General features: G+C 36.6%; 14 protein-coding genes. 5 read left to right on the top strand and 9 right to left on the bottom strand.

Translation table 11 applies throughout. The features are described 5' to 3' along the window. Window positions 1–9: 9 nt before the first annotated feature. Window positions 10–2313 carry a type IV secretion system DNA-binding domain-containing protein gene (locus A3Q3_RS0100080; protein WP_020181519.1) on the bottom strand — a complete coding sequence of 768 codons (2304 nt, stop codon included), beginning with the start codon at window positions 2311–2313 and terminating at the stop codon, window positions 10–12. Window positions 2314–2323: 10 nt separating this feature from the next. Then, window positions 2324–2554 carry a hypothetical protein gene (locus A3Q3_RS0100075; RefSeq protein WP_020181518.1) on the bottom strand — a complete coding sequence of 77 codons (231 nt, stop codon included), beginning with the start codon at window positions 2552–2554 and terminating at the stop codon, window positions 2324–2326. Between the two features lie 492 nt (window positions 2555–3046). On the opposite strand from A3Q3_RS0100075, the gene A3Q3_RS0100070 reads away from it, so the two are divergent. Continuing rightward, complete coding sequence (locus A3Q3_RS0100070; RefSeq protein WP_020181517.1) at window positions 3047–3226, top strand: hypothetical protein; 180 nt, start codon at window positions 3047–3049, stop codon at window positions 3224–3226. A 22-nt stretch (window positions 3227–3248) separates the two neighbouring features. Here the strand turns inward: A3Q3_RS0100070 and A3Q3_RS0100065 are convergent, their stop codons facing one another. From A3Q3_RS0100065 to A3Q3_RS0100040, 5 genes are all read right to left on the bottom strand, one after another. After that, window positions 3249–3461, bottom strand: coding sequence for a hypothetical protein (locus A3Q3_RS0100065; protein WP_020181516.1), 213 nt, complete (start codon window positions 3459–3461; stop codon window positions 3249–3251). A 13-nt stretch (window positions 3462–3474) separates the two neighbouring features. After that, entirely contained in the window at window positions 3475–3660 is a 186-nt protein-coding gene (locus A3Q3_RS0100060) for a hypothetical protein (RefSeq protein WP_020181515.1), read from the bottom strand. A gap of 164 nt (window positions 3661–3824) precedes the next feature. Then, on the bottom strand, window positions 3825–4160 hold the full coding sequence (locus tag A3Q3_RS0100050; protein WP_020181513.1) for a hypothetical protein: 336 nt from the start codon (window positions 4158–4160) through the stop codon (window positions 3825–3827). A gap of 30 nt (window positions 4161–4190) precedes the next feature. Beyond that, the gene (locus tag A3Q3_RS0100045; protein ID WP_020181512.1) at window positions 4191–4469 is read right to left on the bottom strand and encodes a hypothetical protein; all 279 of its coding nucleotides are present in this window, start codon (window positions 4467–4469) and stop codon (window positions 4191–4193) included. A gap of 78 nt (window positions 4470–4547) precedes the next feature. Beyond that, window positions 4548–5210 (bottom strand): hypothetical protein, encoded by a 663-nt coding sequence (locus A3Q3_RS0100040; RefSeq protein WP_020181511.1) that lies wholly within the window; start codon window positions 5208–5210, stop codon window positions 4548–4550. Window positions 5211–6035: 825 nt separating this feature from the next. Here A3Q3_RS0100040 and A3Q3_RS0100035 point away from each other — a divergent pair. Next, a complete protein-coding gene (locus A3Q3_RS0100035; RefSeq protein WP_020181510.1) occupies window positions 6036–6617 on the top strand; it encodes a hypothetical protein in 582 nt (193 codons plus the stop codon). A gap of 25 nt (window positions 6618–6642) precedes the next feature. Here A3Q3_RS0100035 and A3Q3_RS0100030 read toward each other — a convergent pair whose 3' ends face one another. Together A3Q3_RS0100030 and A3Q3_RS0100025 are read right to left on the bottom strand one after the other, a co-directional pair. Then, entirely contained in the window at window positions 6643–6945 is a 303-nt protein-coding gene (locus tag A3Q3_RS0100030; RefSeq protein WP_020181509.1) for an H-NS histone family protein, read from the bottom strand. Between the two features lie 75 nt (window positions 6946–7020). Further along, entirely contained in the window at window positions 7021–8322 is a 1302-nt protein-coding gene (locus A3Q3_RS0100025; protein ID WP_020181508.1) for a site-specific integrase, read from the bottom strand. A gap of 350 nt (window positions 8323–8672) precedes the next feature. Here A3Q3_RS0100025 and A3Q3_RS0100020 point away from each other — a divergent pair, with 350 nt between their 5' ends. The 3 genes from A3Q3_RS0100020 to A3Q3_RS14055 all read left to right on the top strand — a co-directional run. Continuing rightward, window positions 8673–9212 (top strand): peroxiredoxin, encoded by a 540-nt coding sequence (locus A3Q3_RS0100020; protein WP_026361642.1) that lies wholly within the window; start codon window positions 8673–8675, stop codon window positions 9210–9212. A gap of 358 nt (window positions 9213–9570) precedes the next feature. Beyond that, window positions 9571–10215 (top strand): SCO family protein, encoded by a 645-nt coding sequence (locus tag A3Q3_RS14060; RefSeq protein ID WP_020181505.1) that lies wholly within the window; start codon window positions 9571–9573, stop codon window positions 10213–10215. Window positions 10216–10294: 79 nt separating this feature from the next. After that, window positions 10295–15479 (top strand): PA14 domain-containing protein (locus tag A3Q3_RS14055; protein WP_198288896.1); only part of this gene is annotated, 5185 nt, incomplete at its 3' end.

The raw sequence follows: 15479 nt of genomic DNA, 5'->3' as shown, positions 1-15479 counted from the left end.
TTTTTATTATTATCTTTCTTGTTCTTTTTGTTTCTTTCTCAATTTTATTTTTGATTCATTTGAATTAGTACTGAAATTAACTTCAACTTGTTCAGTTTCAAGGGTTGAAGTTAATTCGTCAAATACATCTAAAGTATTTAAAACTAAAGAAGTTGCTCCTGTGCTATCTAATGAATGAATAGCAACATCAGAAATTACCTTTTCTTCAAAATTATTTTTAGATTCAGGATTCAATAATTTTTCTACAACTTCAATTTTTTTATTCACATCCTCAAGTTGTTTCAATTTCTTATCTTTAATTAATTTTTCTCTAGTATTTTGTAATGTTAATAACTCTCTTGTATGAATATCATTTGCTGTTGATTTTTTATCAAAATTAATAGCAGTATCATTAAAAAATAATTTCTTTTTTCTTTTTGTTCCTGTCTTATCTACATAATAAAAATATTCATTTCCAGTGTCTTTATCTTTAACAATCTGACCTTTACTTCTTAACTTATCTCTATTAGATTTTCCAAATTCTTCTACAAAAGGAAAGAACAAAACACAAACTGATTTAGTACCTAGCAAACGAATTCCAATATTCAAACCTAGCTTTTCATCATTGATAGTTTTAAAACCTAAATCAGTTTGAAGCTGTTTAAAATCAATACTTACTTTTCTTTGTTTCTTAGATGTTCCTATGCTCTGTCTAGCATTTGAATCTGAAGAACCTGTAAATTCAGTATCTATATAAGTTATTTCTCCTACAACTTTTGATAAGTATGTATCCTCTTGGCTTGAGGGTGCTGCTATGTACTGAGTATGAAAAGAACCTAAAAACGTTTCTAAAGATTTTTCCTTATGGTTTAAAGCTTCTGCCATTTGACTAGTTGTTTGTAAAGCTACTATTGCGGTGTTTCCGTATTTTCTACCTACATTGATAATTTCAAGCCATTTCACAACATCAATATTTTTTGCGAATAAAGGATATTCATCTATTACTTGATAAACTCTTCTTTTATTCTTTTTAAAAGAAATTTCTCTTTCATTTGATAATAAGAAACTTGTAGCTAGATTAATGAATAGACCAATATTTGCTTTAGATACTTCCATATTTACATTATCACTACATAGAATAATTACTTGACTGTCTTTCTTGAAGTCATTATCAATACACCAAGCTTTCAAATCAAAACTTGATTTATTGTTTTTATAGCAATCACTCAATAGCCCTATTGTAGTTAAAGATTTAGTCATAGAAGCAATAATGCTTGCTGTCATTTTTTCAGCATCTTCACTAATAGTCATAGATGCTTCAGGATAGTAAGTTTCTATAACATTCTTAAACTCATAGATATGTTTGTAAGATATTAAAAGATTTCTCCAAGTTTCTAATGTTGGTTTTAGATTAGGTTTAAATTCTTCTTCAGTTTCTTCTTTGATTACTTCTTCATTATATTCAAAACATAATTTTCTTAATGTTGCTGTTAATATATATACAGCTCCATTTTCAAAAAAGGCATTTGAAGAACTTTCATCAACTACTCCGTGAATTGAAGTTATAACTAAGTCTATTAAAGAATTTCTAGTTTTTTCGTTTTTCTCATTTAATAAAATTGAAAATATATCAATATAAATACTATCTATTAACCAAGGAGCAGATACAGAACAACGATATCCAGAGCTCATTAAAATATCTCTAGCTTTAGAATCGGGGGCATGGACTATTAATTTATGACCATTCATTAAAACATTGTCATACATTCTGTCTAATAGTACTGATTTACCCGAACCAGCAAGACCTATTATTAAATGACTTAAAATACTAGCATCTTCATTAATTGCTACTGGCTTATAAAAATCTTCTTTCTTAACTAACTTATTTTTTTTATATGAAAATCTTTTCTTCTCACATTCTTCTTGAGAAATTAAAACAAATGAATTTTTATTTTCACCAATTGTGAAACTTAATTTTTCTGATTTATCTTGTTGTGTGTGAAATATTTCATTTGCTTCATCTGTATCAGAATAATAAAAATTTTCGCTTTCTCTTGATTGAATAGTCCAATTAATTACTTTAGTTAATTTGAAACTTGTATAAATACCAATCAAACCAGAACAAACAAAATTAAATTTATTCACAGTTGTATAGTTGTTATATAAAGATATTATTGAAGCATCTAAAATATAACCCAAGAAAAAATAGAGAAAGGTAAGAGATAGTAGAAAACCTAAAGCAAAGAACATTAAATAATCATTCTGATAAGTTCTATATTCCCAGGGGTCTAATAAATAATCCTGTTCTCTCTGTCTAGCATAATGAATCTTCATAGTAAATTCCTTACACTTCAAAAGAATTTATTTTATTCAGAATGTTTTCATTCTGATTAGAAATTAGTTCTAAATAGTTTTGAATAGATTTCAATGATTCCTTTTCTTTAGTCTCTTCAAAAAAATTTCTTAATGCTTTTTCAATAATATCTATTTCATAGCATTTATTAGTTTGTGAATAATCTTTAACAGCAATTGCTAGTAAGTAATCAAGCTTTATTGTTTTTGTTGTTTTCTTCATTTATATAACTCCTATTTTTATTATTGAAGACCTTAATTAGTAGTCAATACTTTAAATATAGTAAATTAAAAACAAATAGCAAGACTTGAAACAATATATAAGTAAATACTTTTGAAAGGCTTTAATTAAAGACATTCGTATTTATTTGGGTATTCCTTTATGGTTTTTGTTCTTGGAATCGCTTTTGACTTGGCTTTACCCTAGCCGATAGGCTAGGACTGGTTTTAAGGGTTTTTCGGGGCAATTGGAACAATTGCGATATGTGTAGTAATAAATACGATAGTATTGATTACAAGAACAAACTTCGCTTTTGACTTTGTTTTTGATTAATAAGATGTGAGAAGTAAGACAAAGATTAAACAGAAAATAATTAAAGTCTTATATTACAAGTCTTACAAAAAGCTATTGACATACTTGTAATGTCTGCTAGCTTATAAGTGAGGTCTTACTTAAAAGGTCTTATATAAAAATAAAAAAGAAAAGGATTTGATTATGGCAATTACAAGAGAATATAAAGGGGCAAAGTTAGTTAAGAAAACATTTTATTTAGAAGAAGCAGACTTCAAGATTTTTGAAGAGTATGCTAAAAAAGAAGGTAAAGGAACTGCTCAATTACTGAGGATGGTTATGTCAAAGTATGCTTTGATTTGGGGAAAGAAAACAACAGAATAAAAAATGCCCTTAAGGGCATTTTTTATTTACAGTTCAAAGTCGGAAATAGTGTTGTGATTATATAAAGCATAGGTATTATTGTGAATGCTATAAAAACATATGTTCCGAAAATAATTCTAAAAAAATCTTTGATACATTCATATTTATCTTCTTTAAATAATTCAGACAGTTCTACATCATTACTTCCTTCTGTTCTCTCTGATTTTGTTTTGTCATCTCTTTCAAAATAATTCATAATTCTCTCCTTTTTAGTTATTGTTTTTGAAGTTATTTATAGCTCTGTTAGAATAACTTGATGAATCTTTATCTTGAGTAGTTGTATGTAATAAAGTTAGATAATTACTAAGTGTTAATCTGTAATACTTAGCTGTTTCTATCATTTCCTTTTTTAAATCCTCTGCTACTCTTAATTGAATAGTTGTTGTTTTTTCCATTTAAAGCCCCTTTTGTTTTTTTAATTGTTTTCTTGTTATTCTTGTTAAGAACATAAGATAGTCTTTTAAGTTTTCTAGCTCATTATCATCAAGCTCTCTGATTGTTTTATTCATATTTAATGAGATTAAACAATTTTTTGATAATAGACATTTATATGTATTTATCATTTTCTAAACTCCTTTAATTTCAAGTCTAGTTTATGAAAATGTAAAGCAATGAAGTTTTCGCCACTTTTGACTGTGTGATTAATTTCATATAGCTCTAAAGCTTCTTCTATAAGTTGTTCAGCAAAATCATTAAAGTAAAGTTCAATGTCTTTAATGTTCTCGTGTGAATATCTTTTATAGATAGCAAACATTTTTAATTCAATGTTGTATGAGATATAACAGTCATTCCATCCCCCAAAAGTGTTTGTTTTTTCGTGTGCTATTAAATGCTTTACAACTTCCTTTTTGTCTTTATTAGCATTAAATAGTTTGTTTTTAATTTCTACCATCATTTTATAATCTCCTTTTTGTTATTGTTATTTTTAAGACTTGGTAAAATAGTGTTTTTGTTGTTGTTCAGTTGTATATATATTGTCTGGGTGTTTGTTGTTTTTTAGTTGTTCCATATCAATATAGTTTTCTTCTTGATCATCAATCTTAAAATCTAAATTAGATTTTTCAATTACTAGTAAATAGTTTAGTTCTTGTTCTAATTGCTCTTGTAATTTGTATAATTCAAATTTAAAAGCTGATGTTGTATTGCTAATTAACAAATTTAATTTATTTAGTTGTTCAATCCTTTCTAAAATTTCGTTGTTCATTAAATACTCTCTTTCTTATAGTTATATATTAAATTTAGTAAATGTAATTACAATGTCAATACATTTTCAATATTTATTTTATATTTCAATTGCTTTATTTCTAATCTTTCCAGCATATTTACAAGATTTTTTAAATAAATCTTGTAATGTCTCAAATTGAATGTTTTTAATTAGAGAATCAAATTTAAAAACATTGATTGAAAGTAATGCTATTGAAGGCTCATCTCTAATGTCATAGCTTCTGAAAAAATTAGTTCTTCCAGAAAATAAAGATTTATCGTGTTCAATTAAATGAAAATCTTTAGAAAACAAACTATCTTCATATCTATTCAGTAAGCAATAATTGAAAATAGCAAATTCTAAAGTATGTCCTTTAATTCTTCCCCTAGATAAAATATTTATCAAATGATGGCTAAACTCATGAATTATTAAAGACTTTATGTAAAGAACATTGCTAGCATTAATCACAATTTCATTATTGTTATAATCAGCCCATCCGCCCGCATTTTTAATATTCATCATGTAAGAAATATTTATTGATTCTAATGATTCAAGTAATTTATTGTTTTCTTCAAAGTTTTTTTGAAATTCATAATCAGTTAAATTTTCACTAGCTGATTTATCAAAATACTTTATCTTGTTTGTATCAATAATGCTTTTAGCAAATAACTTAAAATATTTCTCAACTTCAGTTGTGTAATATTCCATTAGGTTTTTATCTTCAATACTTTCTTTAATCATTTTAATCATCCTTTTTTTATAGTTGTTATGATTTAAATTTATTAAATGTAATGACAATGTCAATACATATACAAAAATTAATTTTGGATGATTTGAAAACCTAACCGCTCGCAAGCTCGCTTTTGAGGGAGTGAGGGAAAACCATTGCTAACAAGTTAGCAAAATATGGCTTTCAGCAATGATGTTTAAAACGATTTAAAACAAGTCTTTGATATGCTTGTATAGATGTGTTGATTAAAAGCTGTCCAGGAACTCCAAATATAGAACTGTGGTTCTATTTAACCCAGATGCTTTTGACTTTTGCCCTGAGGGGCACATTTTCAAGGTTTTGACTTTGACTTTAAATAACCAAGAAACTTAAACATACATTTAAAACACTGTTTTAATAATGTGAGTTTAAAAACTGTGGTTCTATTTAATCCAGATGGTTTTGATTTTAAGTATTAATTAGTTTTGTTGTGAGCATCAAGCGAACATAAACAAAACGGTTAATGATTTTCTTTATCTATATCTATTTAAATAGATATAGATAAATCTATATCTGTCTAGCTGACATTTTTAACTGAATATCTGTAAGCCTTTTATATTAAGGTTTAGAACACTGTAAAACAGTTTTTTATTTAGTCCAGTTTATTACAGGTTTTTCTGTATGTTTTTGGACTAACTGTAAAATTTAGTTTCATAATTACAGAATAATCTTTATTTAATTACAGTGTTTTGAGAGTGAAACAGATTATTTTTTTCTTGTAATCCTGTAATTTCGTTATTGACTTTTACAATTTAACTGCTTTAATTAATTCATAACAATAAAAAAAGGTGGATTAAATGAAAGAGAATAAATTTATCAAGCAGTATTTAGACAATAACAATATTGAAGTTATTGAGGGGAAGTTTTATAACAAGAATACAAAAACAATTAAAAAAACTGTTCAATTATTAGATGATAAAGAGTTTTTGAAGGTTTTTATCAATGCTAATAGTGTATTGAGTGAATTAAAGAACAGTTCAAAACTTGTTTTTGAATATATATTTAAATGCTTACAAGCTAGCTCTAGCTTTAACAAGACTGAGATAGAAGTTAATTATAAACACTATGTAAGATTCTGTAGATACAACAATGTGAAAGCTTTATGTGAAAAGAGTTTCTATTTAGCTAGAAAGCAATTAATAGAGCTAGATATTATTGATGAAACAGACGAAAGGGGAATATATTTTTTTAACTTAAATTTCTTTTTTAACGGAAACCGCCTGACCGTTATTAATAATTATGTGAGAGCTACTAATAAAGAAGATACGATAACTTTTGAAGATATTATTAATGATGCTTGTACAGATAGCCCTTACGATGATAAAGAACCTGAAAAAATGGAATACAAGAAAAACAAAAAATCAGCATTTCAAAGTTAATAAAAAAAGCCCGTAAGGGCTTATTTTATTTAATCAATGCTTTATCAAGTGAGCCGTGTAAATCAATAAAGCTATTTACCCAAGCTGGTTTTCTTCCACTTCCTGACCAAGTTTGGTCTGGAAAATCTGGATTCGCATATTTAGCTTTTGCTTTAGGTTTGTTTTTTGCTCTAGTGCTTAAGCCTAAGTCTTTTGCTGTTAAATCGTATGATTTAATTAACTCAATGACATTAGCAATTACTTCTGCTTTTTTCTCATTCAATAATAAAGTTTTCTTTTCTTGTAGTGCTTTGATTTGTGAATCAATATCTTCAACTGTATTAGCCATTATTAAAATCTCCAAAAATTTAAAATAATTACAACAAAATCGATTCTATAAATGTTTATTTAAAAAGTAAACTTTTTATTTGATCTTTTTAGTTAAATTATCAATTAAATTTCTTGTATAGTGTTTTGTCATACTACTATTTAAATGTCCGACTTGCCTTTGTGTATCTCTTTCAACATTCATATTCTTATTATTAACTCTGTTGTTTTCTTCAAAATTAAATAAATGTGTTTTTTCAAAATAAGTTATATCGTCAATATTAGCTAACTCACTGACAGCAAAGTGATTAGAATATTCTTCTAATGCTCGGCTAATAAACTCACTTCTTAAATCGTGGAATTTAAAATCTTCAATTTTTAATTCATTGATAATTCTTTTCCATTGAGAATTAAAACCTTCTATAGAAAGGTCAAAAACATAGTCAGTTGATTTTTTATTTTCAATGTCTAGAAGTATGCTAGACATTATCTGTTGAGCCTTAGGAAGCAATTTAACTTTTCTAGGCAAGCCGTTTTTAGTCTTGTATAGCTGTATATAGTTGTCTTTAATATCTGCTTTCTTCATCAGCATTATTTCACTTTTTCGCATACCTGTTATTAAAGCTAATACTGTAATAATCACAATATCTTTATTACTTGTTTGTGATAAAGCTTTTAATAACCTTTCTTCTTCATCTGCTGTTAATCTTCTGTCTCTTTTAATGAAGTAATTTTTTAAATCTTTCTTATTAACCTTTGCGACAGGGTTAATATCCATCAAAGTTGAATATTTTGTGAAGTAGTTAGAAAAATTATTGAAAAAGCTACTTAAATAATTAAGCTCTCTTTTTACAGTTGATTTTTTAACAGTTTCTAATCTTTTAGAGATATAACTAGCAATGTCAGCACTAGTCATTTTTAAAGGGTTTAAATCACCAAAATTGATTGTAAATTCATCAGCAAAAGCATTAGCAACAGAGATAGGACTATCAATAAATAATGAATTATCTGTGATTTTCACTTTTGAAATATTCTTCACAAGAGCAACATACTTTTTGTTGCTCATTCTGTCTAATTCATTTAAATCTTTATGCTTTCTAATAAAATGCTTGTCATTAAAAGCATTTAATAAAGCTTCTAGACTGTCATTTTGTAAGAATTGACTATGTTCATATTCTTTAAATAGCTTTTCTTCTTCTTGAGTTAAAAAACTGTTTAAAGCATTCTTCCCGATTATTGTTTTTGAGTTGTTAATTAACTCATTGGCAGTTTCAAGAGAATCAACAAGCTTATTTAATTTAATGTCTTTCTTATTGATTCTTACCCGATACTTAATAACAGTTGTTCCATCTTTCTGTTTATAAGATACTTCTTGAATACCCTTTTGAAGAACTGCCATTTTAATGCCCTTATTAAGTGATATGACATTAAAACCGCCCCTTAATTTTTTGTCAAATTTTTGTCAAAAAATAAGGGGAAAACAGAGATTTTTGAGTGTATGAAAAATACTAAATTATTGATTTATATTAGTATTTGTTTTGAATGGGTTTTGATTCCACGCCTTAGGAGGGGGATGCTCTATCCACTGAGCTACGGGGGCATACGGTTTTATGCAGGCAATAACGCCCTATAAAAACCACAAATAAAATATTCGCGCTATTTTCTCACAGAATGCGGTATTTCCAATTAGACAAATCTGCGGGTTGATATCACAATCACACCTATCTGTGTACTCAATCGTGAATCATGATGCTAATCAAAATTGTTTTTTATAGCGTAATCTTAGTGCTGGCCTTTTGGGGATACCGTTATTTCAGCGCACCCAACCATCAGTTAAGCGTGGGGCAAGCCGCACCTTATTTTGCGCTTGCAGATGCCAAGGGAACGCTGGTGGATCTGAATGCATTTAAGGGGCAATGGTTAGTACTCTATTTTTACCCTAAAGACGATACCCCCGGCTGCACCAAAGAAGCCTGTCATTTTCGTGATGATATGCATCACTTAGAAAAACTGGGGGCAAAAGTGGTCGGCATCAGCGTGGATGACAGCGCATCACACGCGGCCTTTGCTAAAAAGTACAACCTACCCTTCCCTCTGCTGGCCGATACATCAGGTAAAGTGGCTGAATCGTATGGCGCACTCACACATATTGGTCCACTCAACATCGCCAAACGCTATACTTTTTTGATTGATCCGGCGGCCAATATTGCCAAAGCTTATTTCAATGTGGAAGCCTCTACACACTCGCAAGAAATCATTGATGATTTAACACGACTCCAACGTGGTTAATATGCAACAACTTCGCTATTTATTTTTAAAATAAATAGCGATTAAGCATGCCGAGACCCAGCAATAGCGCCCAGTGAGAAAATTGTAAAAATAAGTTAAATATAGATTAAAAATCATATAGTTAACTTTTATCATCAACACCTTAACCGTTCTTTACTTTTCAAGCATTGACAGCAATTTCAATTTAGTCCCCATAATTAGCCCGTTCGGGCTATTGAGGCCAAAATAGCGGTCACCTAAGATGAATCGAATACCTAATTGATGCGATTTATTGGCCCTTATTCCATTTAATTTGCAGCATAAAGTCATGCCCTTTCTTTTTGCAGTGTTAACCGCCATGTTGAGCCATGTTGATTAGATGAATACACACATATCAGCGCGCACATTTAACGTTGTGAGGGCGTTTAGTCTCCCCCACAAGCTTTGCGCACTGTTCTGTGTCTCTATTGCCTTTGTTATCTACTCTGCTCAACTACGTGCAGAAGTTGCAAGCACCAGTTTTTATAGCAATTTTGGCAATGTAGCCTTTAAAGATCAGCACAACCAACCGTTTAAAATCTCTAGCTTAAATCACAAGATCACCTTATTCAATTTCATCTATACGCAATGCTCGGCGGTATGCCCGGTACAAACCAAAGCCTTGAGCGAGATACTGGAAAGTTTGCCTAGCAATCTCAAGTCGCGTGTTGTATTTGTGTCTGTCTCGTTAGACCCATTGAACGATACCCCAACCAAGCTCAAAGCATTCACACACCGCATGCATGCAGAGGCAGACAACTGGGCATTTATCACAGGCAATCCCGCAGATATTGTGACCGTGACCGAGCGTTTAAAGCTATTCGGCACCGACCCAAAAAAATTGAAGCAAGCTGTACGTCCGGACGATCACACCACGCACTTATGGCTGGTGGATGCGCAAGGGCGGCTGATGATGCGCTACATGGGCAGCCCTATCGACAAAGCGCGAATTGCGCAAGATATTGCTCAACTGAACAGCATGTAATACCCCTCCCTTAATTAGGGGATATAGCATGACAAAGCATTGCCATAGAATATATTATCGAAAAGATTGTGAGTCTCTTATGCACGAAACCATACCGTCTCAATCATTAAGCCGACCGCACAATCGTTTCGTGTTCAAGCAATATCCATATCTCACACAAGGTCGCAAAGCCATCGTCGCAGCGATGATGTTATCGCTGCTGACGCTGGACATTCCGATGATGCACAACACGCAGGCAGCGGATGTCGATCCAAGCGCATGGGTAACGGTTCCGATTAGCCCTGACCCCATTATGCAAGGGCTTGCCATTCCTGCCGATGCGCCCACGCGTGGCATGTGGTCCAGCGTAAAATCGTGGCCGCTCAATAGTATCCATGCGGCTGTGCTGCCTGATGGAAAAGTGCTGACTTATGGCACTTCACTTGATGGTGCTGGCCAGGATGGCCGTTATTTTGACCTGTGGGACCCCACAGTGGGGTTTGGCAACAATAGCCACCAAACGACCTTTCGTGCACAACAACAAGATAGCTTCTGTTCAAACTCTACTTACCTGACCGATGGTAGGCTGATTATTTCTGGTGGTAATGGCGGTAGAACAACCACGATTTACACCCCTTCTACCAATACCGTACAAACGGCTTCATACAATCTGGCACTAGACCGCTGGTACGCTACCTTGCTGAATTTGCCAGATGGCCGCCCGATCATCCTTGGCGGCATGGTGCCTTACTCAGAAGATATGGAGAACAGTCCAGATCAAGCCGTTGCACAAGGTCTAGCCTCCATGACGCCGGAAATACTGGAAACGACTGGCTGGCGTTCTTTGTTTGGTGCTTACAGTCGCGAGGCGTTTGGCCCTGACTATTTACGCGCGTCATTTCCACGTGCATTCATCGCACCGAATGGCCAGATCTTTGGCGTGTCTTCCGAAAAAATGTGGTACCTAGACCCTAACGGCAATGGCACCATACGCATTGCTGGCAATTTCAAAGTGCCCTATACCTTTGCTAACCCAGTGAACGTGGGTGCCACCAATACTGCAGTGATGTATGCACCGGGCAAGATCTTGATTGCAGGCGGCAATGGCAGCTTTGTAGGAGATGATTTACCGGCCAGTAACAAAGCAACCGTCATTGACATCAATGGCGCAAACCCGGTATTAACAGAACAGCCCGCCATGACCTATGTGCGCCGCTTTCTAAATTCAATCGTTTTATCCAATGGCAAAGTGGTCATCACCGGTGGTTCCGCACGCGCTAATAACGATGGTAGCAGTGCTGTGTATGGTGTTGAAATCTGGGATCCCACCACAGGTACATGGTCACAGGGTGCAAACGCTGCCATTTATAGAGGCTACCATTCCAATACTGTGCTGATGCCTAATGGCACTATCCTGTCCTTTGGTGGTGGTGCTCCTGGTCCTATCAATAATTTAAATGCTGAGGTGTATTACCCACCTTATTTATTCAGAACCGGCATGAGTGGTGCACAACTGGCGCCTCGCCCAGTTATTCAGGCGATTAGTGGATTATCCTACGATCACGAAGCACCGATACAGATGGACATGACCACAACGGAAAACATCACACAATTGGTGTTACTTGGCGTGAGTAAAGGTACGCATGCTTTCAATACCGGGCAGCGCCGCATACCCTTAACCTTTTCACAGCAAAGCAACCGTCTCACCGCCACGATACCTAACGCTAATCTCACCCCTCCTGGCTATTACCAAGTGGTTACGGTCAACGCAAACGGCGTACCTTCTTTAGGCGTCATCATTGCCATTGGACAAAATGTAGCGCCCCCTAATGTGCCTACCACACCGTACGACCCTCCCGAAATTGGCGGGACAATCGACGCGCCTGTGATTGGCGCCGGCGGCACTGCAAACTACAGCGTGACTGCTGTTTCTAGTACTACTTATAGCTGGAACTTTGGTGATGGCAGTCCAGACACTCCTTACAACGCCAATCCTGCTGTGAGCCATAGTTACGCGCAGCCCGGCGTGTATGTTGTGACACTGAGCGCCAAAGATACGGTAGGCGCCATTTCAAGACGTACGTTCTTGCAAGCCGTAGCCACAGTCAAAACGGCAAAAAACCCAACAAACTCCAGCCCGATAACGGTAGAGAATCGTAGCGGAAATCCGTCCAGAATTTGGGTGGTGAGCCCGGATAACGACTCTGTCAGCGTGCTGGATGGCGTATCCAATGCGCTTGTCACCTCGATTGATGTCGGTACATCGCCACGCACCGTTGCAGTGGCACCGGATGGGCGGATTTGGGTCACCAATAAGAGAAGCGCTAGTATTTCTGTGATTAGTCCAACCACTTTAGCAGTGGTGCAAACATTGATGTTGCCACGTGCATCACTACCACATGGCCTGGCATTTGACCCCAACGGTACCAGCGCGTTTGTGGCGTTGGAAGCTACTGGGCAGTTGCTTAAACTGAACGCCACCACCGGTGCACAACAAGGCATTGTTGATGTTGCACCTAGTGTGCGCCATGTGGCCATTAGTGCAGATGCCTCATTAGTGTTGGTGTCTCGTTTTATCTCACCACCTGCACTGGGCGAAGCAACTGCGACTATCGACACCACGAATGCAGGGGGCGAAGTGATTGTCGTCAATGCCAACACTATGGTTGTGACCAGCACCGTTAAACTGGCGCATAGTGACAAGACTGATACGGAGATTCAAGGCAGAGGTCTGCCCAACTATCTAGCAGCACCTGCTATTTCTCCGGATGGCACGCAAGCATGGCTGCCCTCTAAGCAAGACAACATCAAGCGCGGACTGCTGCGTAGCGGCCAGCAATTAGACTTCCAAAACACGGTACGTGCGATTAGCTCAAGCATCAACATGGCCACACTCACTGAAAACTATGCAAAACGTATTGATCATGACAACTCGAGCGTAGGCTCTGCTGCGGTTTATCATCCAAGTGGTGTGTATGCATTTATTGCGTTAGAAACCAGCCGCCAAGTTGCAGTGATTGATGCCATTGGCGGTCGAGAACTGTTCAGGCTTGAGGTAGGTCGCGCTCCGCAAGGTCTCGCACTATCAGAAGACGGCAATACGCTTTATGTGCAAGAGTTTATGGATAGAAGTGTGACTGTGTTTGATTTATCACCACTATTGAATCAAGGCAAACTTACGGTTTCTCGCAGCGCAATTACCTACACCATTGAAACTGAAAACCTAGACCCAAGCATAGTGCTTGGCAAACAGTTGTTTTACGACGCACGTGATACACGGCTAGCGCGTGATAACTATATGAGCTGCGCAAGCTGTCATAACGATGGCGGTCAGGATGGCCGTGTGTGGGATCTGACTGGCTTTGGTGAAGGTTTACGCAATACCATTGCCTTAAATGGCCGCGCGGGCAAGGCACACGGCTTCCTGCACTGGAGCGCAAACTTCGATGAAGTGCAAGATTTTGAACGGCAAATTCGCGAACTGTCTGGCGGCTCGGGCTTGATGGCTGATGCTGACTATGCGACGGGCACCCGAAATCAGCCGCTAGGCGATAGAAAATCTGGCATCAGTACTTCGTTGGATGAATTGGCCGCTTATGTCGAATCGCTGAATAAGTTTGATAGCACGCCTTATCGTGATAACGCTGGTGGCTTAACACCGGCGGCAACTGCTGGTAAAGCGGTATTCCAAAACAATTGTATTAGCTGTCATGGCTCGTTTGATTTCACCATCAGTAATGGCGCCAATGGTCTGAGAAATATCGGTACCATTAAACCCTCCAGCGGTAATCGCCTAAATGCTACTTTGAGTGGCATCGACATCCCGACATTACGCGATGTTTGGGCAACGGCACCTTACCTGCATGATGGCAGCGCGGCAACAATGAACGCTGCGATTACTGCGCACAACGGCATTACTCTATCGGCTACAGACATGACCAATGTAGTGAGCTATGTACAGCAAATTGGTATGGAAGAAGCTGGCGAAGCCCCTAAACCTTCGACTGGCACAGGCTTAAACGGTGCTTACTATTACTCGAATGACCTCTCGGGCAATGTTGTATTGCAACGCATAGAGGATGTTAATTTTAATTGGGGCAATGGTTCGCCAGCCGCAACACTCCCAGCAGATAACTTCTCTGCACGTTGGACAGGCTATATCGAAGCCACCGTCACAGGGTCTTATCAATTACAAACCAACTCGGATGATGGCGTAAGGGTGTATCTCAACAATCAGTTAATTATTGATAACTGGTCTGGCCACCCTCCTACTTTAGATGCCAGCGCTGCTTTCAACATGAATGCAGGGCAAAGACTGCCTATCATCATTGAGTATCAGGAGCTAACTGGCGGTGCCTTGTTAGGACTTAACTGGAAATTACCTGGTGCATCCACGTTCAGTGTAGTACCTAAAGCACAGTTATACAGCACCATTGGTACGGCGACTCAATCACCGCCAACTGTCACACTGACTGCACCTACAGCCGGAATGAGTGTGGGGCAAGGCGCAGCCATTACGGTCTCGGCCAATGCCACGGATAGTGATGGTACGGTCACCCAAGTTGCGTTCTATGATGACGCAACACTGATTGCTACCGACACTACTGCGCCTTACAGCATTAGCTGGACCAATGCTGCCGTCGGCGCTCATTCCATTACTGCGAGAGCCACTGACAATAGTGGTGCAGTTACAGCCAGTACGGCGGTGACCATCACGGTGACTTCTAGTACGCCTACAACGCCAGGCACCGGTACCGGATTGAATGCGGCTTACTACTCCACCAGTGATTTAACTGGCACTGTGAAACTACAACGTGTAGAGGATATTAACTTTGATTGGGGCAATGGCTCGCCAGGTGCAGGTGTTCCAGTCGATAACTTCTCAGTACGTTGGACTGGGTTTATTGAAGCTACGGTGACTGGCTCTTATCAATTTCAGACGTATTCGGATGATGGCCTGCGGGTGTATGTCAATAATCAGTTAATCATCAATAACTGGACACCGCATGGCCCCACTTTAGACACAAGTGCCACACTGAATATGACGGCAGGTCAGCGCATTCCAATCACAGTGGAATTCCAAGAATTCACAGGTGGTGCACTGATGGAACTGTTCTGGAAAGTACCGGGAACCGCTACATACAATGTTGTACCGAAAGTGCAGCTGTATACGAGCAGTACAGGTGGCAATGTAGCGCCTACTGTCTCACTGACTGCACCATCTGCCGGTGCGAGTGTAGTGCAAGGTACGGCTATTACGGTCTCCGCTAATGCTGCGGATAGCG

The sequence above is a fragment of the Methylotenera sp. 1P/1 genome (genome assembly GCF_000384355.1).
Lineage (GTDB): Bacteria > Pseudomonadota > Gammaproteobacteria > Burkholderiales > Methylophilaceae > Methylophilus.
This window is presented reverse-complemented; position numbering and strand designations above follow the sequence as displayed.